The organism is Variovorax sp. GW821-FHT10C12, from assembly GCF_059415405.1.
In genome coordinates this window covers 257,058-276,390 of sequence record NZ_JBWKNE010000006.1, presented here as the reverse complement: position 1 = coordinate 276,390, position 19,333 = coordinate 257,058, and the positions used below count along the sequence as shown (strand labels likewise).

20 protein-coding genes and 1 riboswitch are annotated in these 19,333 nt (G+C 68.6%); of the genes, 10 read left to right on the top strand and 10 right to left on the bottom strand.

Features of this window, described 5'->3' with window-relative positions; genetic code table 11:
* Positions 1-55: 55 nt before the first annotated feature.
* From AC07OH_RS24310 to phaP, 7 genes are all read right to left on the bottom strand, one after another.
* Positions 56-1,951, bottom strand: coding sequence for a glycosyltransferase family A protein (locus tag AC07OH_RS24310; RefSeq protein WP_495302413.1), 1,896 nt, complete (start codon positions 1,949-1,951; stop codon positions 56-58).
* A gap of 74 nt (positions 1,952-2,025) precedes the next feature.
* Complete coding sequence (locus AC07OH_RS24305; protein WP_495302412.1) at positions 2,026-2,652, bottom strand: class I SAM-dependent methyltransferase; 627 nt, start codon at positions 2,650-2,652, stop codon at positions 2,026-2,028.
* 124 nt (positions 2,653-2,776) lie between these two features.
* A complete protein-coding gene (locus AC07OH_RS24300; protein ID WP_495302411.1) occupies positions 2,777-3,370 on the bottom strand; it encodes a GNAT family N-acetyltransferase in 594 nt (197 codons plus the stop codon).
* A 25-nt stretch (positions 3,371-3,395) separates the two neighbouring features.
* The gene (locus AC07OH_RS24295; protein WP_062482906.1) at positions 3,396-4,469 is read right to left on the bottom strand and encodes an alpha/beta fold hydrolase; all 1,074 of its coding nucleotides are present in this window, start codon (positions 4,467-4,469) and stop codon (positions 3,396-3,398) included.
* Positions 4,466-4,909 (bottom strand): hypothetical protein, encoded by a 444-nt coding sequence (locus AC07OH_RS24290; protein WP_495302410.1) that lies wholly within the window; start codon positions 4,907-4,909, stop codon positions 4,466-4,468. The genes AC07OH_RS24295 and AC07OH_RS24290 overlap by 4 nt, the downstream gene beginning before the upstream one ends.
* A gap of 45 nt (positions 4,910-4,954) precedes the next feature.
* Positions 4,955-5,884: an alpha/beta fold hydrolase gene (locus AC07OH_RS24285; protein ID WP_495302409.1), complete on the bottom strand. Its 930-nt coding sequence runs from the start codon at positions 5,882-5,884 to the stop codon at positions 4,955-4,957.
* A 22-nt stretch (positions 5,885-5,906) separates the two neighbouring features.
* Positions 5,907-6,404: a TIGR01841 family phasin gene (phaP, locus tag AC07OH_RS24280; protein WP_062482351.1), complete on the bottom strand. Its 498-nt coding sequence runs from the start codon at positions 6,402-6,404 to the stop codon at positions 5,907-5,909.
* Between the two features lie 251 nt (positions 6,405-6,655).
* Positions 6,656-6,724: riboswitch (S-adenosyl-L-homocysteine riboswitch) on the top strand.
* Positions 6,725-6,789: 65 nt separating this feature from the next.
* Between phaP and ahcY the strand changes: the two genes are divergently transcribed.
* The 4 genes from ahcY to AC07OH_RS24260 are packed head-to-tail and all read left to right on the top strand — an operon-like array spanning position 6,790 to position 10,595.
* Entirely contained in the window at positions 6,790-8,229 is a 1,440-nt protein-coding gene (gene ahcY, locus AC07OH_RS24275) for an adenosylhomocysteinase (protein WP_062482353.1), read from the top strand.
* A 5-nt stretch (positions 8,230-8,234) separates the two neighbouring features.
* Positions 8,235-9,068 carry a TlyA family RNA methyltransferase gene (locus AC07OH_RS24270; RefSeq protein ID WP_495302408.1) on the top strand — a complete coding sequence of 278 codons (834 nt, stop codon included), beginning with the start codon at positions 8,235-8,237 and terminating at the stop codon, positions 9,066-9,068.
* Positions 9,069-9,078: 10 nt separating this feature from the next.
* The gene (gene metF, locus AC07OH_RS24265; RefSeq protein WP_492698784.1) at positions 9,079-9,903 is read left to right on the top strand and encodes a methylenetetrahydrofolate reductase [NAD(P)H]; all 825 of its coding nucleotides are present in this window, start codon (positions 9,079-9,081) and stop codon (positions 9,901-9,903) included.
* A gap of 53 nt (positions 9,904-9,956) precedes the next feature.
* A complete protein-coding gene (locus tag AC07OH_RS24260) occupies positions 9,957-10,595 on the top strand; it encodes a septal ring lytic transglycosylase RlpA family protein (RefSeq protein ID WP_495302407.1) in 639 nt (212 codons plus the stop codon).
* Positions 10,596-10,605: 10 nt separating this feature from the next.
* On the opposite strand, the gene AC07OH_RS24255 is transcribed toward AC07OH_RS24260, so the two are convergent.
* Complete coding sequence (locus AC07OH_RS24255) at positions 10,606-11,565, bottom strand: 23S rRNA (adenine(2030)-N(6))-methyltransferase RlmJ (protein WP_447747322.1); 960 nt, start codon at positions 11,563-11,565, stop codon at positions 10,606-10,608.
* Positions 11,566-11,700: 135 nt separating this feature from the next.
* On the opposite strand from AC07OH_RS24255, the gene AC07OH_RS24250 reads away from it, so the two are divergent.
* From AC07OH_RS24250 to mdtD, 6 genes are all read left to right on the top strand, one after another.
* Positions 11,701-12,336 carry a hypothetical protein gene (locus tag AC07OH_RS24250; protein WP_495302406.1) on the top strand — a complete coding sequence of 212 codons (636 nt, stop codon included), beginning with the start codon at positions 11,701-11,703 and terminating at the stop codon, positions 12,334-12,336.
* Positions 12,333-13,610: a S1C family serine protease gene (locus tag AC07OH_RS24245; RefSeq protein ID WP_495302405.1), complete on the top strand. Its 1,278-nt coding sequence runs from the start codon at positions 12,333-12,335 to the stop codon at positions 13,608-13,610. Before AC07OH_RS24250 ends, AC07OH_RS24245 begins: the two co-directional genes overlap by 4 nt.
* A 206-nt stretch (positions 13,611-13,816) precedes the next feature.
* Positions 13,817-14,248: a 50S ribosomal protein L13 gene (gene rplM / locus AC07OH_RS24240; protein ID WP_056577471.1), complete on the top strand. Its 432-nt coding sequence runs from the start codon at positions 13,817-13,819 to the stop codon at positions 14,246-14,248.
* 12 nt (positions 14,249-14,260) lie between these two features.
* Positions 14,261-14,653, top strand: coding sequence for a 30S ribosomal protein S9 (gene rpsI, locus AC07OH_RS24235; RefSeq protein WP_062479216.1), 393 nt, complete (start codon positions 14,261-14,263; stop codon positions 14,651-14,653).
* Between the two features lie 197 nt (positions 14,654-14,850).
* Positions 14,851-15,216 (top strand): iron-sulfur cluster insertion protein ErpA, encoded by a 366-nt coding sequence (erpA, locus tag AC07OH_RS24230; protein ID WP_056577477.1) that lies wholly within the window; start codon positions 14,851-14,853, stop codon positions 15,214-15,216.
* 94 nt (positions 15,217-15,310) lie between these two features.
* Positions 15,311-16,744 (top strand): multidrug transporter subunit MdtD, encoded by a 1,434-nt coding sequence (mdtD, locus tag AC07OH_RS24225; protein WP_495302404.1) that lies wholly within the window; start codon positions 15,311-15,313, stop codon positions 16,742-16,744.
* A 6-nt stretch (positions 16,745-16,750) separates the two neighbouring features.
* Here mdtD and AC07OH_RS24220 read toward each other — a convergent pair whose 3' ends face one another.
* Entirely contained in the window at positions 16,751-17,899 is a 1,149-nt protein-coding gene (locus AC07OH_RS24220; RefSeq protein WP_495302403.1) for an anhydro-N-acetylmuramic acid kinase, read from the bottom strand.
* Positions 17,900-17,916: 17 nt separating this feature from the next.
* Positions 17,917-19,263, bottom strand: coding sequence for a M23 family metallopeptidase (locus AC07OH_RS24215; RefSeq protein WP_495302402.1), 1,347 nt, complete (start codon positions 19,261-19,263; stop codon positions 17,917-17,919).
* Positions 19,264-19,333 lie beyond the last annotated feature (70 nt).

The following is a 19,333-nucleotide window of genomic DNA, read 5'->3' as shown; positions in this document are numbered from 1 at the left end:
GAGGGCTTTCGGGACCCGGATGCCCCCTGGAAACTCCGCACGCGGCCCGGGCGGGCTACACCGGCAGCTGGTCCCGCGCCGGTGCCAGAAAGGCCGCGACCGCGGTGTCGGTGAACTGCGCCTGAAGCCAGTGCGAATCGATCAGGCGGGCATCCGAGAAGATCCGCAGCAGGCGGATGGCTTCATGGCGCAGCGCGCGCACCAGTGCTTCGTGCCCGGCATCGCCTTCCAGCGCGGCGTGCGCGCACGAACGTCCCAATGTCTGTAGGAGGCTGGCGGCAAAGGCCGGCTCCGGCGGCCACAGGTGGTCGTAGAGTCGGGCGATCTGTTGCGTCTGGGCATGGGTGGCGTGGGGCAGGCACTGTCCCAGCACCGGCAGTCGCGCCTGTGCGCGCCATGCCGCGACGGCGACCGGGTCGGCCACCGGCAGCGCAGGCGCGGTCTGGTGCAGCACTTCCGTGATGGCGGCCAGCCGTGCGCCCGAGGCGGCGGCCCTGCAAAGAAAGTGCAGGTCGTCGTGTGCATCGAACGCGGGGTCATGCAGGAGGTGGTGCGCCTGAAGAAATGACTTGCGCACCAGGCAAGCGCTCAGCGGCAACGGCGTCGGTCCGAACAGCTCGGCCAGGATGTCGTGATGGCGTTGCGCCGTCGGGACAAGGCCGTTCGCTCCCTGGACCCTGCATCCCACGACATCGAGATCGGGCTGTGCGGCCAGCAACGTCGACTGACGCCGCAGCCGCTCGGGCGCCGGGAGATCGCCGGCTTCGCAGAACACGACGCAGGCCCCCTGGGCTTGCGCGAACGCGAAATTGAGCGCCGTCGCACGGTTGCAGGCGACCGGCAGTGCAATGACCTGCAGCGAGGCCGCATCGATGTCCGCGGGGAGTGCTGCGCGGACCTCCGACAGGCTGTCGCGCACGGCAAGCACGATGTCCAGCGCCACGCCGTGCTGGGCCGTCCAGGCCCGAAGGCTGTCGGCCAGCGAAGACACCTGGGCGCCGGTGATCGCCATGCAAACGGTCACGCGGGGCAATGGATCGTTTGCGTCCGGTGCGTCGTGGCGGTGTTCGACCTGGCAGGCGCGCCAGGCGATGAAGCGTTCCAGCGCGGGTTCGAGCAGGGTCGCCTGGCTCTGGCGGCTGAAGGTGTCCAGCCCCGTGCGCTCGAGTGCTGCGCGTTTCGCGGGGTCGGCCAGCAGGGCCTGCACGGTCTCGACGAGCCGGTCATAGGGCGCGCCCGCGACCGCGTCGCGCAGGGCGGGCGCAATTTCGCTGTCCGGGTAGAGCTCGCACACGATCGCCTTGCGACGCCGGAACAGGATGGCCAGCCGCGGGATTTCCACCACGCGCGAGTTGTCCCAGGTGTGCAGGTTGAGCACGAGCTTGGCCCGGCGCAGGTAGTCGTCGCGTTCCTGCACGGGCCAGACCTGGCCGTCGTCGTTGTGGACGACGCGCAGCCCCAGGGCGCGCAGGGCGTTCAGGACGTCGCGCCGCCGCTGGCTCAGTGCGCCGAAGAACACCACGTCGATGTCTTGCGCGGCGTCGGGCAGGATGTCCGCCAGCGGCGTGTCGTGGTCCGCCTCCGGTTCGTACGCCAGCGGGACGTAGTCGACGACGTTCACCTCGCCCCGGGCGTGGCGATGGAAGTTGCTCTTGCTGTACTCCCACAGGTAGCACCGCTTGAGCAGCCCCAGGTAGTCGGCATTCCAGGCAGTGGCACCGGGAACCATCGGCTCGAAGTTGACGACGATGCAGTCGGGGTGCAGCGGCGCGATGGCGTCCCAGGCGGAGCCCCAGACGAACATCAGCACATTGATCACGCCTGGGCGGATGGTGGCATGCGCGTAGCTGGTCGGGTATCCCAGCCTCTGCGCGGCCAGCCGATAGCTCTCGACGACGTCGTCGCAGATGCCGCGTGCCGCGGCGGAGGTGAAGTGCAGATGGGGGCGCACGGCTGCGACGACGGCTGGAGGGGGCGGTGCTGACGGTCCGGTTCGAGACAGGGTCTTGTCCTGGCGGACGCTGCTTACTGAATCCCCAGGATGTTGTTCCTGTAGTAGTGGTCGGCGACCGCCGCCCGCAGCTCGATGGCTTTCTGCTTCGTTTCCTCGGGCGCATCCAGCCCCACACCGAAGAAATAGAGGTCGTGGCTGGTGTGGTCATAGGCGAAGGTCCAGACCGAGAACCAGCTGTCGCAGGGAATCAGCGCCTTGAAGTCTTCCTCGGTCAGGTTCTTGTAGTAGTTCTGATGGTTCTGGATCGTCAGCGGCGAATCGTTGGGGGCGTACTCGACGGTCCCGTGCTGGCGTCGGCCGGTGGTTGCGCAGGTCATGACGACGAGGCCCGATTCCTTGACCAGTCGCAGCATGTTGAGCCAGGTCTTGCGCCACGCGGGGTTGTGCTCCATGGCTTCGCAGGAAATGACGACATCGAAGTCGTTGCACTTGCCGCCGTAGTCTTCGCCATGGCACACTAGGTCGACGTCCTTGCCTTCACCGATGTCGAGCCCGAGGTACTCGCCGCCCTCGAAGAACTGGCGCACCGACCCGTTGATGTTCAGGCTGCCGATCTCGAGGACTTTCGTCCCTTGAAAGTAGCCTCCCAGAAACTGTTTGACGGCGCCGACAAAGAACAACTGCTGCGGATGCGACATGAGGTTTCCGGTGAGTGCGGGTGGACGAAGGTGTGAACAAATGTATGCGGACGCGATCATAGCCAGCCCGCCACTGGGCGGCGGCACCGCTGCACGCACGAATCCGCGCCGTCCCGAGCGCTGGCTAAAACGCCTCCGTCACCCCGTACGCCCGCATCTGCGCCTCGACCTGCGCCGCATCCTGGCTCAGCACCACGAGGTCGTGCGCCTTGCCCTCGCGGTCCTTCACGTGGCGCGTGAGCAGGGCCTCGGGCCGGAAGCCCAGGGCCTGGAAGACGGCGATGGCGCCGCGCTGGTCGACGGTCATCTGGGCGACGATCTTTTCCTGCCCGTGGGCGAAGGCCAGCGCGCAGCCCTCCTGCGCCAGCTGCTGGCCCAGGCCGCCGCCGCGCAGCGTGGGCGACACCAGCACGCGCAGCTCGGCCACGTGGCCCGACCACGAATGCGGGTCGCGGATGACGGCGGCGCAGCCCAGCACGGCGCCATTGCGCACGGCGAGCACGCTGTCGATGTCGCCGCGCTCGATGGCGCGGACCCAGGCGGCCATCACCTTGGGCTCGGTGATGTCGCGCGGCAGGAAGAGCAGGTCGTGCGCCGGCAGCGCCTGCGCGAAGGCCAGCACGGCGGGGGCGTCGGCGCCGGTCATCAGGCGCAGGGCGATGTCGCCGTCCGCGTGGGAAACGGTGCGCGGGTAGGTGCGGGAAGAAGATGCGGTCATGAGCGTAGGGGGATGGTTGTGTTCGTCAGGTGGAGCGCACGCCCAGCCACTCGTCGAGCTTGGGCCACAGCCGCCGCACGGCGTTGGTGCCGGCCGCCAGGCTCACGTGGCCGCCCTTGAGCACCACCTCTTCCTTGTCGGTGGAGCCGATGCCGGCAATCAGCGGCTGCCCCGCTTCGTAGGGCACGATGTGGTCGTGCTGCGCCAGCGCGTGCAGCACCGGCACCGTGATGTTCTTCAGCAGCACGGGGCGCCCGCCGAGCACCAGCTCGCCCTTGTGGAGCTTGTTGTCCCACATGAGCTCCTTCACCGTCTGGCGGAAGTACTCGCCGGCCAGCGGCAGCATCTCGGCGCCCCAGCGGTCGAACATGCGGTACGACTTGACGAACTCGTCGTTGGCCATGTTGTCCCACAGCTGCACCAGACCGGCACCGCGCCCGGCGGGGCGCAGCATGTCGAAGGAGGCGAACAGCATCTCGGGCGGCACGTTGCCCACGGTGTCGATGAGGCGGTCGACGTCGAAGTAGCGCCGGTCGGACCACGCATGAAAGAGCTTCATGCGGCTGAAGTCGATCGGCGTGGTGAAGAGCGCCAGGTTCTTCATCGGCCCGCCGGGGTGCAGCGCCGCGTACAGCGTGGAGAGCACGCCGCCCATGCAGTAGCCGGCGATGGTCACGTCGTCCTCGCCCGAGTCTTCCTGCACGCGGCGGATCGAATCAGGAATGAAGTCGAGCACGTAGTCCTCGATGCGCAGGCGCTTCTCGTCGGGGCGCGGCGCGTTCCAGTCCATCACGTAGACGTCGTAGCCCTTGAGCAGCAGGTACTCGACCATGCTCTGGCCCGGCGCGAGGTCGAAGATGTAGGCGCGGTTGGTGGTGGCCATCACCATGAGCACCGGCACGCGGTAGATCTCGTCGACCATCGGGCGGTAGTGGTACAGGCTCAGCGTGCCGCGCCGGTGGATCTCGTCCTTGGGCGTGAGGCCGACGGCGGGCGCGGTCGACGTCAGGAAGTCCAGCCCCTTGATGTTGCGCTGGATCGTGCGCTCGATCTCGCCTCGGATGTCGGGCAGCTGGAAGGTGTCGGGCGGCGCGCTCATGGGCGGCGCTTTCCGGCGGGGCGTTTCTTGGGGGCGGCGGTCTTGGCTGCCGGTGCAGGCGCTGCCGCCGCCGTGGGCGGCTGCTTGGTGCGGCGCGGCCGGGGCGGGGCAGCAGCTGCATCGGCGGTTCGCGCGGCAGGCCCGGCTCCGCCTTCCAGCGCGCGGCGGATGCCCGCCAGGTGGTCGTCGATGCGGTGCAACTGCTCGCCCAGCGCCTGCAGGTCGCCGCGTGTGGGCAGGTTCAGCAGCGTGAGGTAGCGCGCCATCAGGTCGCCCACTGCCTTCTGCGCGGTGAGCGAGGCGTTCATGCCGCCGTGCATGCCCTGGCGGAACGGGTCCGAGGCCATGGCTTCGTTGGCGAATTCGTTGGTGCTTTTTTCCCACTGGGCCGTGAGCTCGCGCCACAGGGCCATGGGATCGAGGGACGGAAACTGGCTCATGAAAAACACCTCCGTCTGGGTTCGTTGTTGTGTCTGTTTTTTTCTTCAGTGATCGTCGCGCCGCGCCGCCCGTGCGGTGTGCGCGGCGATGGCCCCGATGATCTGCGGCCACATCGCGATCGGCAGCGCATGGCCCATGCGCGGAATGCGCAGCAGCGTCGCGCCGGGAATGGCCTCGGCCACGTCGATGCCGCAGGCCACGGGCACCAGCGGATCGACATCGCCGTGGATCACCAGCGTGGGCACCTGCACCGCGCGCAGCGCCGGCTTGCGGTTGCCCGACGCGAACACGGCCGCCAGCTGCCGCGCCACGCCGCCCGGGTTGAGGCCGCGCAGGAAGGCCAGTTGCGCGCGTTCGGCGTCGCGCGCCTCGTCGAGCGGAAAGGCGTCGGGGCCGCGCAGCACGCGCCACAGCTTGGCGTGGTGCGGCAGGTAGGCCTCGAAGCTGGTCGGCGCGGGCGCGAACAGCACCGCCAGCGCCTCGGGCGTGGGCGGCGGCAGGGCCGGGTCGCCGGTGCTCGACATGATGCTGGTGAGCGAGCGCATCCGCCCCGGGTGGTGGATGGCCATCTCTTGCCCGATGGCGCCGCCCATCGACGCGCCCACGACGTGGGCGCGCGCGATGCCCAGCGCGTCGAGCAGGCCGGCGCAGTCGCCGGCCATGTCGCGCAGCGTGTAGGGCACCTGCAGCGGCCGCCCCGCCATGGCCTGCAGCATCAGCGCCTGGATGTCGGGCACGCCGGCGTGCGGCAGGTGGGTGGAGTGGCCGATGTCGCGGTTGTCGAAGCGGATCACGTGGTGGCCGCCGGCCTGCGCCAGGGCGGCGCAGAACGCGTCGTCCCACGCGACCATCTGGGCGCCGAGGCCCATGACCAGCAACAGCGGCGGCGCCTCGGGGTCGCCGAAGCTGTCCCAGGCCAGTTCGATGCCGTTGGCGCGGGTGCGCCGTTCGGTGCGGGGCGCGACGGCGGTCATGCGGGCCTTTCTTTTCTTCTTGTTACTTGCGCTGCAGCAGCTTCGTGACCTCGTCCACGTTGGCCTGGATGCGCTGGCGCACCACGTCGAAGGCGTCGGCCTGCGACTTGGCGGCCAGAGTAGCCAGCTCCTTGATGTCGTCGACGGCGCGCTGGAACGATTGGCGGCCCAGCTCGTCGAGCTTGGCCAGGTTTTCCTTCGGGTCCTTGCCCGGCATCGCCTTGGCGGCGGTCTGCCATTCGGCGATGGCCGTCTTGATCATCTCGGTCTGTCGCTGTACCACGGTCTGCAGGCCCTGGTAGGACTTCTCGTTGGCCTGCATCAGCGCCTGCAGGTCCTTGCGGCCGCTGTCGAGCAGCTTGCCGGCGCCGCCGGTGAGGTTCAGGTTCTGCAGGCGCTCGGCCATGCCCTTGAGGTTCTTCATCGGATCGAGCATGTCCGCGGCGGACGGCGCCGCCTGCTTCGCGCCGGCGCTGCTGGCGGTGGTTTTTTTCGCGGCGGCTTTCTTGGCAGTGGCCATGGTGCGGAATCTCCTGTGTCGGGTGATGAAAACAATCGAACGGGTGGATGCAGGCAGCGGCCGGGCGGCCGGGGCCCGCCGCCACGATACGCCGGGCCGACGCGGCTCAGGGCGCTCCAAGCGCGGATTTGCCTGCGGAGTTTCCCGGGGTGGCCCGCGCCGCCCGGCCCGGCCTGGCGGTCGCCGGCGCTTTCCGTGATGTGGGATGCCCCGGTCGATTGGCGGGCCGGGCGGCCGCGACTACAATCCGCCGCTCCGAGGAGCGTTGCAGCGCCGTCAGGCGTGAGGCTCGGACCACATCGCAACCACGCTCACCCGCTGTTCTCGCGGTGAGTTTTTCTTCCCCGTACGCAGTGGCATCTTTCAAACCAGTTTTGGAGTTCTCATGAGCGCTGTACTCAAGCCCACCCCCGTCTCGACCGCCGACCAGGCGATTGCCGACCTGTCCCTTGCCGCCTGGGGCCGCAAGGAAATCAAGATCGCCGAAACCGAGATGCCCGGCCTCATGGCCATCCGTGAAGAGTTCTCGAAGGGCCAGGCCCTGAAGGGCGCGCGCATCACGGGCTCGCTGCACATGACCATCCAGACGGCCGTGCTGATCGAGACGCTGCAAGCCCTGGGCGCCGAAGTGCGCTGGGCCTCGTGCAACATCTTCTCGACGCAGGACCACGCCGCTGCCGCCATCGCCGCCGCCGGCACGCCGGTGTTCGCCATCAAGGGCGAGTCGCTGAAGGACTACTGGGACTACACCCACGCCATCTTCGACTTCGGTCCCAAGGGCTCGAAGGGCGAAGGCCCGAACATGATCCTGGACGACGGCGGCGACGCCACGCTGCTCATGCATCTGGGCCAGCGCGCCGAAAAAGACCTGGGCGTGCTCGCCAACCCGACCAGCGAAGAAGAGCGCATTCTTTACGCCGCCATCAAGGCCAAGCTGGCCGTGGACGACACCTGGTACACCCGCAAGTCGGCCGAGATCATCGGCGTGACCGAAGAGACGACCACCGGCGTGCACCGCCTCAACGAGATGAGCGCCAAGGGCACGCTGCTGTTCCGCGCCATCAACGTGAACGACTCGGTCACCAAGAGCAAGTTCGACAACCTGTACGGCTGCCGCGAATCGCTGGTGGACGGCATCAAGCGCGCGACCGACGTGATGATCGCCGGCAAGGTGGCCTGCGTGGCCGGCTACGGCGACGTGGGCAAGGGCTCGGCCCAGGCCCTGCGTGCACTGTCGGCGCAGGTGTGGGTCACCGAAATCGACCCCATCAACGCCCTGCAGGCTGCCATGGAAGGCTATAAGGTCGTGACCATGGAGTACGCCGCCGACAAGGCCGACATCTTCGTGACCACCACCGGCAACAAGGACGTCATCACGCACGACACCATGGTCAAGATGAAGGACCAGGCCATCGTCTGCAACATCGGCCACTTCGACAACGAGATCGACGTCGCGTCGATCGAGAAGTACGAGTGGGAAGAGATCAAGCCGCAGGTGGACCACATCACCTTCCCGGACGGCAAGAAGATCATCCTGCTGGCCAAGGGCCGCCTCGTGAACCTGGGCTGCGGCACGGGCCACCCGAGCTTCGTGATGTCGTCGTCGTTCGCCAACCAGACCATCGCCCAGATCGAGCTGTTCACCAAGCCCGACGCCTACCAGGCCGGCAAGGTCTACGTGCTGCCCAAGCACCTGGACGAGAAGGTCGCGCGCCTGCACCTGAAGAAGGTCGGCGCCATGCTCACCGAGCTGACCGACTCGCAAGCCGCCTACATCGGCGTGGACAAGAACGGCCCTTACAAGCCGGACACCTACCGCTATTGATCCGCGTGCGCGCCGATCAACTGTTGGTAGAGCGCGGCCTGGCCGCGTCGCGTTCGCAAGCCGTGCGGCTCATCGCCGGCGGCATGCGCTGGCGTGACGCGGGCACGGGCGATGCGTGGCGCAACGTCGCCAAGAACAAGGACGAAGTGCCCGAGTCGGCCGAGCTCGAGCTCGCCGATGCCGCCGAGGCACGCTACGTGTCGCGCGGCGGCCTCAAGCTCGAAGGCGCGCTGAAGACCAGCGGCGTGGACCCGACGGGCAAGCTCTGCCTGGACGTCGGCCAGTCGACCGGCGGCTTCACCGACTGCCTGTTGCAGCATGGCGCCGCCAAGGTGGTGGGCGTCGACGTGGGCCATGGGCAGCTGCATCCGCGCATGCGCGAGGACGCACGCGTGGTCGCCATCGAAGGCGTCAATGCGCGGGCGCTGTCGCCGGCCGATCTGCAGGTGGACGATGAAGAAGACGCAGAAGCTGGCGAGGCGCTCGAAGTCGTCGAAGCCCCGGCCGAGCCGCGCTTCGACCTCATCGTCGGCGACCTGTCGTTCATCTCGCTCACGCTGGTGCTGCCGGCCGTGGTGCAGTTCCTGGCCGACGACGGCCAGTTGCTGATGCTGGTCAAGCCGCAGTTCGAGTTGCAGCCCGGCCAGGTCGGCAAGGGTGGCATCGTGCGCGACGAGGCGATGTACCCTGTGGTCGAGAAGCGCCTGCACGACGCCTGCGCGGCGCTCGAGCTGAAGGTGCTGCGCTGGTTCGACAGCCCGATCGCCGGGGGCGACGGCAACCGCGAGTTTTTCATTCACGCCGTTCGTGCTGCTGCCAAGGCGGGCGACGGTTCCTAAGGAGACGCAGGTGCGCCTTCCGCTGAGTTTCGAATTCTTCCCGACCAAGACGCCCGAAGGCGCGGTCAAGCTGCGCGCCGTGCGCCAGCAGCTGTATGTGCGCAAGCCGCAGTTCTGCTCGGTCACCTACGGCGCGGGCGGCTCCACGCACCAGGGTACTTTCGGTGCGGTGCAGGAGATCCTGGCCGAGGGCGTGGACGCCGCCAGCCACTTCTCGTGCATCGGCGCCACGCGCGCCACCGTGCGCGAGCAGCTGGCCGAGCTGAAGGCCATGGGCGTCAAGCGCCTGGTCGCGCTGCGCGGCGACCTGCCCAGCGGCTACGGCATCGGCGGCGAGTTCCAGTACGCGAGCGACCTCGTTGCCTTCATCCGCGAAGAGACCGGCCGCGACTTCCACATCGAGGTGGCCTGCTACCCCGAAATTCACCCGCAGGCGCGCTCGCCCGAAGCCGACCTGCAGGCCTTCGCGACCAAGGTGAAGGCCGGGGCCGACTCGGCCATCACGCAGTATTTCTTCAGCCCCGAGGCCTACTTCCGCTTCGTCGACGACGCGCGCAAGCTGGGGCTCGACACGCCGATCGTGCCGGGCATCATGCCCATCACCAGCTCGACGCAGCTCATGCGCTTCTCGGACGCCTGCGGCGCCGAGATTCCGCGCTGGATTCGCCTGCGCCTTCAAGGCTTCGGCGACGACACAGCCTCGATCAAGGCCTTCGGCCTGGACGTGGTGACCGACCTGTGCGAGCGCCTGCAAAAGGGCGGCGCACCCGCGATCCACTTCTACACGATGAACCAGTCGGCGGCCACGCTGGCGATCCTGGAGCGCCTGGATTGAGAGGGCTGCGCGCGGTCGCCGTCGCGGTCTCCTGCGTGCTCGCAGGATGCACCATGCCGCCTGCCACGCAGGAGAAAGACGCGGACACCGCCGCCACGCCGGCAGCGGCCGGCAAGCGGCTGCAGCCGCTGGGACGCGGCCTGGCCGTGCCGCCCGGCGCGGCGCCGCGCTCGGCCGTGCCGTCGGTGCGCTACGACCTCGCGGTGTCGGGCACCGGCGAGTCGCTGGACGACGGCGTGCCCGGCGATGAACCGCGCGAGATCTTCGAGCGCGGCGGGGCCTCGTGGTACGGCATCCAGTTCCATCAGCGCAAGACCGCCAACGGCGAGCGCTTCGACATGGGCGCCATGACGGCGGCCCACAAGACGCTGCCCTTCAACACGCGCGTGTGCGTGCGCAGCCTGGTCAACGGCAGCGAGGTGCTGGTGCGCGTCAACGACCGCGGGCCCTTCACGCCGGGCCGCATCATCGACCTGAGCCGCGCCGCGGCCGACCGCATCGGTCTCACGAGCATGGGCATCAAGCAGGTGGCGCTGTCGGTCATCGACCGCGAGGGCATGCGCTGCGGCGGCCAGGCCGTGGCGGCGGAAGATCTGCAGCCCGCGCTGTTGCCCGAGGCGCCGACCTCGCGCGTTCGCGCGCCGGCACCTGCGCGCAAGCGGGTGATCGTGCCGCCGCGCAAGCGCCGCTGAGCGGCTTGCCTCAGCCGCCGCTCTCGAGAGAGTAGGCCGCGTTGCGGTCTTGCGCCAGGCGCTCGGCCAGCTGGGGCAGTGCCTCGGCCAGTTGCGCCTTCAGCGTGTAGGGCGGGTTGATCAGGAACATCCCGCTGGCCGGCAGGCCCGGGCGCTGCGTTTCGCCCGAGGCGGCGTCCTTCGTGATCTTGCTCGACTTGACGGTCAGCGTGGCGTGCAGCCACGACTTGCCGGCCTTGGTCGCCATCGTCTTCAGGCGGCGCGGCAGGTCGTGCGCCTCGGGGCGCGGAATGATCGGGTACCAGACGGCGTAGGTGCCGGTGGCGAAGCGCTTGAGCGCCTCGGCCGCGAAGTCGAGCACGCGGCCGTAGTCGGTCTTCATTTCGTAGCTCGGGTCCATCAGCACCAGCGCGCGGCGCGAGGGCGGCGGCAGGAACTTGGTGGCGCTGCCGAAGCCGTCTTCGGTCAACACGGCGATCTGCCGGCCGGCTTCGAGCTGCGCGATGTTGGCGCCGAGCGTGCGCGAATCGGTCGGGTGCAGCTCGAACAGCTTGAGCTTGTCGTGGTCGCGCAGCAGGTGCTGCACGATGAACGGCGAGCCGGGGTAGACGCGGGCGCCGCCCTTGGGGTTGAAGTCGTGGATCACGCTGAGGTAGCGGGCGATGGCTTCGGCAACCGGCTTTTCCTCGGCGGGGGCTGCCGCTTTCTTGCCAGCCGTTTTCGTGGCTGGCGCGGGCGTTTCGGCCGCTTTTGTCGGCGCGGGGAAGAAGCGCAGCACGCCGTCGGCCGCTTCGCCGCTGGTGCCGGCATAGTCGCCGTCGAGCCGGTACAGGCCGGCGCCGGCGTGCGTGTCGACGACGGTAAGCGCGGCGTCTTTTTCAAGCAGGTGGTCGAGGGTGGCAATCAGGACCGTGTGCTTGAGCACGTCGGCGTGGTTGCCGGCATGGAACGCGTGGCGGTAACTGAACATGGAATGAGGCCTGAAAAAGTGAAAAGGGGAGCGCTAGACTCGCGCGGCGCTACATTGATTTACAAAACACAACGAGGGGCAGCAATGCGAGGAGCCGGATGGCGATTTTGGGGCCTGTGCGTCGGCGCGGGCGTTTTGTCTATTTTGACGGGCTGCGCCTCGGTCACCCACGGCACCACGCAGAACGTGAAGATCGAGACCCTTTCGCCCGAGGGCAAGGTGGTCGACGGCGCCCGCTGCCGGGTCTCCAACGACCGCAATGACGCGGTGGTGCGCTCCGGCCTGACCCTGCCGGTGCGGCGCTCGGGCGAGAACCTGAGCATCGAATGCACCCAGGCCGGCCAGCCGCCGGCCCGCGGCCAGGCGATTTCGCGCGCCAACGTGGGCCTGGTCGGCAACGTGATGATCGGCGGCCTGATCGGCGTGGCGATCGACACCGGCACCGGGGCGGGCTTCAACTACCCGAGCTGGATCCGGCTGATCTTCGGCGAGGTGCGCAGTTTCGACCGCAGCGCGCAGACCGGCGACGAGGCGACGGTCGGCATGAAGATCGGCACGACCGAGATGGCAGCCGCGCCGGCGCCGAAGACCGCCGCAGCCCCTGTGCCCGCGCCTGCGCCGGCTGTGGTGGCGCCTCCTCCACCTCCTTCTCCTCCCGTGGCGGTCGCACCGGCCGCTCCAGCGCGTCCCGCGCCAGCCGCGCCGCCCGCTGCGCCTGACGCCCGGGTCTCGATGGACGACCTGCGCGGCCTGCTGCCTGCCAAGCCGTGAAGCCGGTCTGGACGAACCCCGCGCCGTGGCTGTGTGCCGCAGGCGCCCTGCTGGCCGCAGGCCACGCCGCCGCGCTGGAGCCCGATGCCCTGTTCGCCAAGCTGACGGGCAGCGTCTGGGCCGTGCGCACCTTCGACGCGCAGGAGCGTCCGCTGCGCGCCGGCAGCGCCGTGGTGATCGCGCCCGGTCGCCTCGTCACCAACTGCCACGTGCTCGCCAAGGCCAGCAATTTCGTGGTCAAGCGCGACAACGTCACCTACGGCGCCACGCTCGAATACCCGGACCCAGGGCGTGACCTGTGCCAGATCAAGGTCGCCAACTTCACGGCAACCCCGGTGACCCTGGCGCCCGCCGGCGGTGCGCGGGTGGGGCAGCGCGTGTACGCCATCGGCAACCCGCGCGGGCTGGAAAACACGCTCAGCGAAGGCCTGCTGTCGGGCCTGCGCGGCGGCGACGGCGAGGCCCGGCTGCTGCAGACCACGGCCGCCATCGCCCCGGGATCGAGCGGCGGCGGGCTGTTCGACAGCGAAGGCCGCCTGCTGGGCATCACCACCTTCTCTGCTCGCGACGGCGGCAACCTGAATTTCGCCATGCCGGCCGAGTTCCTGGCGGAACTGCCGGCCCGCGCCCAGGCGCAGCTGGCGGCGCGGGCCCGGGAGCCTGCGGACACTGCCGCCCGCCGGGTGGCCGACGCCGGTGGGGCGGGCATCCCGCTGACCGAGCCGCTGCGCGCCGGCGACGCGCTCGAGTACGTGCGCACGGACCGGCTGACGGGAAACCGGGCGCCGGTGATCTACCGGGTGGACCGGGTCAGCGGCGACGAGGTGTCGTTCAATGCCGGCAGCCGGATCGAGAAGACCAACGGGCAGGTGGTCTCCATCACGTCGCCGGCCGGCGGCCTGTTCGACACCGCGTCGCCGCCGGGCGGCTGGGCATTGCGCAAGGACGACATCCAGCCCGGCATGCGCTGGCAGCTCGACTACGTGACGACCACCGGCGACCGGCTGCGGCATGAACTTACCGCCTCGGTGGGCGGCGAGCAGACGATGCGTGTGGACGGGGTGGAGTTGAACGTGATGCGCATCGGCTACGAGGGCTGGATCTTCGCCTCCAGCACCACCAGCTTGCCGCTGACCGGCGCCAGCACGCGCTTTCGGGGCGCCGCCTGGTACAGCCCCGAACTGGGCCGGGTCGTCCGTTTCGAGGGCGAATACCAGCGCGGGGTCTCCTCGGGGGCCAACGAGAGCCTGGAGCTGGTCCGCATCCAGCGCTGAGGCCCCCGGAAGCCCGGAAATTGGCCGTTTGGCCATTTCTTCATATAATCGCGGGCTTCGCAGCGTTTTTGTAGCCCCGCGGCGAAGGCATGTTCACCTGCTCATCACTGGGCAGGCAGGCGTGAAAACCCACCTAAGAGATTCCCAGCAGAGGAACGCCGACCGTGGAAAAGGGCTCGCCAAACCCTCTTTCAAGAGAAAAACTCATGACCAAAACGTTCAGCGCCAAGCCCGCTGACGTGACGCACGAGTGGTTTGTGATTGACGCGACCGACAAGGTCCTCGGACGAGTAGCCAGCGAAGTTGCTCTCCGTTTGCGCGGCAAACACAAGGCCATTTACACGCCTCACGTCGATACCGGTGACTACATCGTCATCATCAACGCCGCGCAACTGCGCGTCACCGGCGCCAAGTCGATCGACAAGGTGTACTACCGTCACTCGGGCTACCCGGGCGGTATCACGGCGACGAACTTCCGCGACATGCAGAACAAGTTCCCGGGCCGTGCCCTGGAAAAGGCTGTCAAGGGCATGCTGCCCAAGGGCCCGCTTGGTTACGCGATGATCAAGAAACTCAAGGTGTACGGTGGTGCTGAGCACCCGCATACCGCCCAACAGCCCAAAGTGCTGGAACTGTAAGGAGCCTTGAGAATGATTGGTGAATGGAACAATGGCACCGGCCGTCGCAAATCCAGCGTCGCCCGTGTGTTTCTGAAAAAAGGCACCGGCAAGATCACGGTCAACGGCAAGGACATCCAAGCGTTCTTCGGCCGTGAAACCTCGATCATGATCGCCAAGCAGCCCCTGGCGCTGACCAACAACCTCGAAGCTTTCGACGTGATGGTCAACGTGAACGGCGGCGGCGAATCGGGTCAAGCCGGCGCCACGCGCCACGGCATCACCCGTGCCCTGATCGACTACGACGCTTCGCTGAAGCCCGTCCTGAGCCAAGCCGGCTTCGTGACGCGTGACGCACGTGAAGTCGAACGTAAGAAGGTCGGTCTGCACTCCGCCCGTCGCCGCAAGCAGTTCAGCAAGCGCTGATCCCCTGCTCGTTGCGAGACAAGAAGCCGCCCTCGGGCGGCTTTTTCGTGGCCGCGTCCCCCAGGTGCTCTTGGCGGATGCGGCGCCCGACCCCACTTGCGATGGGTGCTCGCCACAGTCGGCCTGCCGAGATTGCGGCATTGCAGTAGCATCCGTCCCATTGGCCGCCCAAGCGGCCCCCCAAGGAGTTTCACCCCATGAGCGCTGTTGCCGAAAACATCCAGACCCAGATGCCCGAGCCGATCGTCTTCACCGACAGCGCGGCCGCCAAGGTCGCCGACCTGATCGCCGAAGAGGGCAATCCCGACCTGAAGCTGCGCGTGTTCGTGCAGGGCGGCGGGTGCTCGGGTTTCCAGTACGGTTTCACCTTCGACGAGATCACCAACGAAGACGACACCACCATGACCAAGAACGGTGTGTCGCTGCTGATCGACGCCATGAGCTACCAGTACCTGCTCGGCGCCGAGATCGACTACAAGGAAGACCTGCAGGGCGCCCAGTTCGTCATCAAGAACCCGAACGCCACCAGCACCTGCGGCTGCGGCTCCAGCTTCTCGGCCTGATGCCTGGATGCTGCTGACCAGCCCCCTCGAAAAAGCCGCCTCCGGGCGGCTTTTTGCTGCCTGTCGTTTTTCCTTCTGAATCCGCGCTTTCCCGATGAGCTCCGACACCGCCGTCCCCGTCGATCCCTCCCGCAAGAGCCTGTTGTGGCTCGTGGCCGTGGGCTTCTTCATGCAGACGCTGGACGCCACCATCATCAACACGGCGCTGCCCGCGATGGCCGCCAGCCTGGGCGAGAGCCCGCTGCGCATGCAGTCGGTGGTGGTGGCCTATGCGCTCACGATGGCGATGCTGATCCCGGCCTCGGGCTGGATCGCCGACCGCTTCGGCACGCGGCGCATCTTCTTCTGCGCCATCGTGCTGTTCGCGGCCGGCTCGGTGCTGTGCGCGCTCTCGCAGGGGCTGGGGCAGCTCGTGGCGGCGCGGGTGGTGCAGGGCCTGGGCGGGGCGCTGCTGCTGCCTGTGGGGCGTCTGGCGCTGTTGCGCACGGTGCCGCGCGGCGAGTTCCTGCAGGCGATGAGCTTCGTGGCCATTCCGGGGCTCATCGGGCCGCTGCTGGGGCCCACGCTGGGCGGCTGGCTGGTGCAGTACGCCTCCTGGCACTGGATCTTCCTGATCAACGTGCCGGTGGGGCTGGCGGGCTGCATCGCCACGCTGCGCTACATGCCGGACCTGCGCGGTGCCATCCAGAAGCGCTTCGACAGCGTCGGCTATGGGCTGCTGGCCTTCGGCATGGTGGCGATCTCGCTGGCGGTCGACGGCGTGTCGGGGCTCGGACTGCGCCAGGGCGGGGTGATGGCGGTGCTGATCTTCGGCTTCGCCGCCGTGGTCGCCTACTGGCTGCGCGCGGCGCGCACGCCCGAGCCGCTGTTCTCGCCCGCGCTGTTCGGCATTCCGACGCTGAGCATCGGCCTGCTGGGCAACCTGTTCTCGCGCCTGGGCAGCAGCTGCATGCCCTTCCTGGTGCCGCTGCTGCTGCAGGTGTCGATGGGCTATTCGCCGGTTCGCGCCGGGCTGATGATGCTGCCGGTCGCGCTGGCCGGCATGGCCATGAAGCGCTTTGCCACGCCGCTGATCACGCGCCACGGCTACCGCCGCGTGCTCGTGGCCAACACGGTGCTGGTCGGCTGCACCATGGCCAGCTTCGGCCTCACGGCGCCGGGGCAGCCGGTGGCGCTGCACCTGCTGCAGCTGCTGGTGTTCGGCGCGGTCAACTCGCTGCAGTTCACGGCGATGAACACCATCACCCTGAAGGACCTCGACGGCGGCATGGCCAGCAGCGGCAACAGCCTGCTGTCGATGGTGCAGATGCTGGCGATGAGCCTGGGCGTGGCCGCCGCCGGCGCGGTGCTGGCGGGCTACAACGGCGTGTTCGGCACGGCAACGCCGGTGCAGACGCTCGATGCATTCCAGGCCACCTTCGCGACCATGGGGCTCATCACGGTGGCTTCTGCGCTGATCTTCTGGCATTTGCCCGCGGAAGTTCGGGCGGCGCAGCCTGCACAGCCGGAAGTCTCCGGCCAGGGCTGACAGGTTTCAGGCGGGGTAGATTGCGCCAAGCACCCGCGCCCCGCGCGCGCCGGTCACGCTCGCGAGGTTGCCGGGTTCGCGCCGGACGGTGCGTCGGGCCAGCCACGCAAAGGCGGCGGCCTCGACCTGCTGGGGCGGCAGGCCGTGTTCGGATGAGGCCTGCACCTGCACGCCGGGCAGCAGGGCGCGCAGGCGACCCATGAGGTGGTCGTTGAGTGCGCCGCCGCCGCAGACGATCAGCAAGGCGCTCTCTTTTTGATAGCTTCGCAGCGCTGCCGCGCAGGTGCTGGCGGTCAGTTCGGCCAGCGTGGCCTGCACGTCGGCGGGCGCCCAGGTGGCCGTGCCCAGATGGCCCGTAAGCCAGTCCGGATGGAATAAATCGCGCCCCGTGCTCTTCGGCGGCGCCTTGGCGAAATACGGTTCGGCCTGCAGCCGCGAGAGCAGCTCGGGCAGCACGCGCCCGCTGGCGGCCCACTGGCCGCCCCGGTCGAAGGGCTGGCCGAGGTGGCGCTGGCACCAGTGGTCCATCAGCGCGTTGGCGGGGCCGCAATCGAAGCCCAGCAGGGGCGCAGTGCCCGCCGGCGCGTTCGTGGCGGGCAGCAGGCTCAGGTTGGAGATGCCGCCGAGGTTCAGCACGGCGACGGGCGCGTCGGGCCGGGCGAACAGCGCCCGGTGAAAGGCCGGCACCAGCGGGGCGCCCTGACCGCCGGCCGCGAGGTCGCGGCTGCGGAAGTCGGCGACCACGTCGATGCCGCACAGCTCGGCCAGCAGCGAGGGGTTGTTGACCTGCAGCGTGTAGCCCGTGCCGTCGAACGCGAGCGGCTGGTGGCGCACGGTCTGGCCGTGGGCGCCGATGGCGGTGACGGCGCCCGGGGCCGTGCCGGTGCTGGCCAGCAGCTGTGCGACCACGTCGGCATACACCCGTGCCAGGCCGTTGCCAGCCAGGGCTGCGCGGTGCAGTTCGTTGTCGCCGGGGGTGTTGAGCGCCATCAGCTCGGCGCGCAGCGGGGCGGGAAAGTCGGCGCTGGCGTGGCCGATCACCGCGAGGTGGCCGTCGTCGGAGAAATCGGCAATGACGCCGTCGACCCCGTCGAGCGAGGTGCCCGACATCAGGCCGATGAAGCGTTGCTGCGGCGGCTGCGGTGCGGCGGCCATGCCTTGGGGCGCGAGGCTCAGTCGGCGCTGGCCTGGATCACCGAGAAGGCGGCAGCCAGCTCGGTGCGGGCGCCCACGGCGATGCGTTCGAAGGCCGGGCGCAGGGCGGCGGTGATCGGTGCGCCGCCTTCTTGCGCGATCGTGGTCGGGTCCTGGTAGGCCCCGGCGACGCGGTATTCGAAATGCAGGTGCGGGCCCGTGGCCCAGCCGGTCGAGCCGACGGCGCCGATGGTCTGGCCCTGGCTCACGCTCTCGCCGGCCTTCACGTTGATGCGGCTCAGGTGGGCGTAGGCCGTCTGCTGGTTGTTGCGGTGGTTGATGATGACGATGTTGCCGTAGCCGCTTTGCGTGCCGGCGAAATCGACCGTGCCATCACCGACCGTGCGCACTGCGGTGCCCGTGGGCGCCGCGTAGTCGATGCCGTTGTGCTGGCGCCAGCTGTTCAGGATCGGGTGCATGCGCATCGCGAAACCGCTGGACACGCGCGAGAACTCGACGGGCGTGGCCAGGTAGGCCTTGCGCAGGCTGTCGCCGTTCGGGCGGTAGTAGCTGCCCTTCTGGCCCGCGCCCGGGGGCTGGAACCAGACGGCCTGGTGGACCTTGCCGTTGTTCTCGAACTCGGCCGAGAGCACGCGGCCGCTGCGCAGCGCCTGGCCGTCGGCTTCGAAGGTCTCGTAGACCACGGCGAAGCGGTCGCCCTTGCGCAGCGAGCGCACGTCGACGTCGCCCGCGAAGATGTCGGCCAGCTGGCTGGCCACGGCGTCCGGAATGCGCGAGTCGTCGGTGGCGGCGAACAGCGAGCTGCGGATGGTGCCGCTGGCCAGGCGCGTGCCCGGCGTCAGCATGTCGCGCTCGGTGCGAGCCACGAAGCCGGTGGGCGTGCGCTCGACGACGAAACGCTTGAAGCCGCCGTCGGCGTCGGGAATCCAGCGGGCGCTGAGCTTTTGCAGCTGGTTTTCCTGCGTGGCTTCGGCCGTCACGGTGCGGCCCACGCGCGCGAACAGCGCCATGCGCGCTTCGGCGTTGCCGCGCACGAAGGCGGTGGCGGCGGGGTCGGAAATGCCCAGGCGCTTCATCAGCGTGTCGGCCGTGTCGCTGGAGCGCGAGACGTCGGTGCGGAACAGCGTGAAGCTGAAGTTCTCGAGCGACGCCGACTGGTCGGCGAAAGACACCGGCGCGGTGGCTTCGAGCACTTGCTGGATGGGGAGGTCGGACGCGTCGGGACCGAGCGAGGCGACCGCGAGGGTGCCGGCGCTGAGCAGCATCGCAGCGATCGCTGCGGTGATCTGCTTGGGGTACGTCCGGAATGTGTAGGCCACGCGGGAAGCGAGAAGCTCCTCGGCGGCGAGAATGCCGTTGATCAAACTGTGGATTCCAACTCAGGTTCTGCAGGTCCGTGCTGCAAGGCCCAGTGCGTTCAGGGCGGCAGGAGAC

Excerpts from the sequence above, each read along its gene's own strand:
- AC07OH_RS24305 (WP_495302412.1), bottom strand. The coding sequence starts at position 2,652 with ATGTCGCATCCGCAGCAGTTGTTCTTTGTCGGCGCCGTCAAACAGTTT.
- AC07OH_RS24300 (WP_495302411.1), bottom strand. The coding sequence starts at position 3,370 with ATGACCGCATCTTCTTCCCGCACCTACCCGCGCACCGTTTCCCACGCG.
- AC07OH_RS24295 (WP_062482906.1), bottom strand. The coding sequence starts at position 4,469 with ATGAGCGCGCCGCCCGACACCTTCCAGCTGCCCGACATCCGAGGCGAG.
- AC07OH_RS24290 (WP_495302410.1), bottom strand. The coding sequence starts at position 4,909 with ATGAGCCAGTTTCCGTCCCTCGATCCCATGGCCCTGTGGCGCGAGCTC.
- AC07OH_RS24285 (WP_495302409.1), bottom strand. The coding sequence starts at position 5,884 with ATGACCGCCGTCGCGCCCCGCACCGAACGGCGCACCCGCGCCAACGGC.
- phaP (WP_062482351.1), bottom strand. The coding sequence starts at position 6,404 with ATGGCCACTGCCAAGAAAGCCGCCGCGAAAAAAACCACCGCCAGCAGC.
- ahcY (WP_062482353.1), top strand. The coding sequence starts at position 6,790 with ATGAGCGCTGTACTCAAGCCCACCCCCGTCTCGACCGCCGACCAGGCG.
- AC07OH_RS24260 (WP_495302407.1), top strand. The coding sequence starts at position 9,957 with ATGCCGCCTGCCACGCAGGAGAAAGACGCGGACACCGCCGCCACGCCG.
- AC07OH_RS24255 (WP_447747322.1), bottom strand. The coding sequence starts at position 11,565 with ATGTTCAGTTACCGCCACGCGTTCCATGCCGGCAACCACGCCGACGTG.
- rplM (WP_056577471.1), top strand. The coding sequence starts at position 13,817 with ATGACCAAAACGTTCAGCGCCAAGCCCGCTGACGTGACGCACGAGTGG.
- rpsI (WP_062479216.1), top strand. The coding sequence starts at position 14,261 with ATGATTGGTGAATGGAACAATGGCACCGGCCGTCGCAAATCCAGCGTC.
- erpA (WP_056577477.1), top strand. The coding sequence starts at position 14,851 with ATGAGCGCTGTTGCCGAAAACATCCAGACCCAGATGCCCGAGCCGATC.
- mdtD (WP_495302404.1), top strand. The coding sequence starts at position 15,311 with ATGAGCTCCGACACCGCCGTCCCCGTCGATCCCTCCCGCAAGAGCCTG.
- AC07OH_RS24220 (WP_495302403.1), bottom strand. The coding sequence starts at position 17,899 with ATGGCCGCCGCACCGCAGCCGCCGCAGCAACGCTTCATCGGCCTGATG.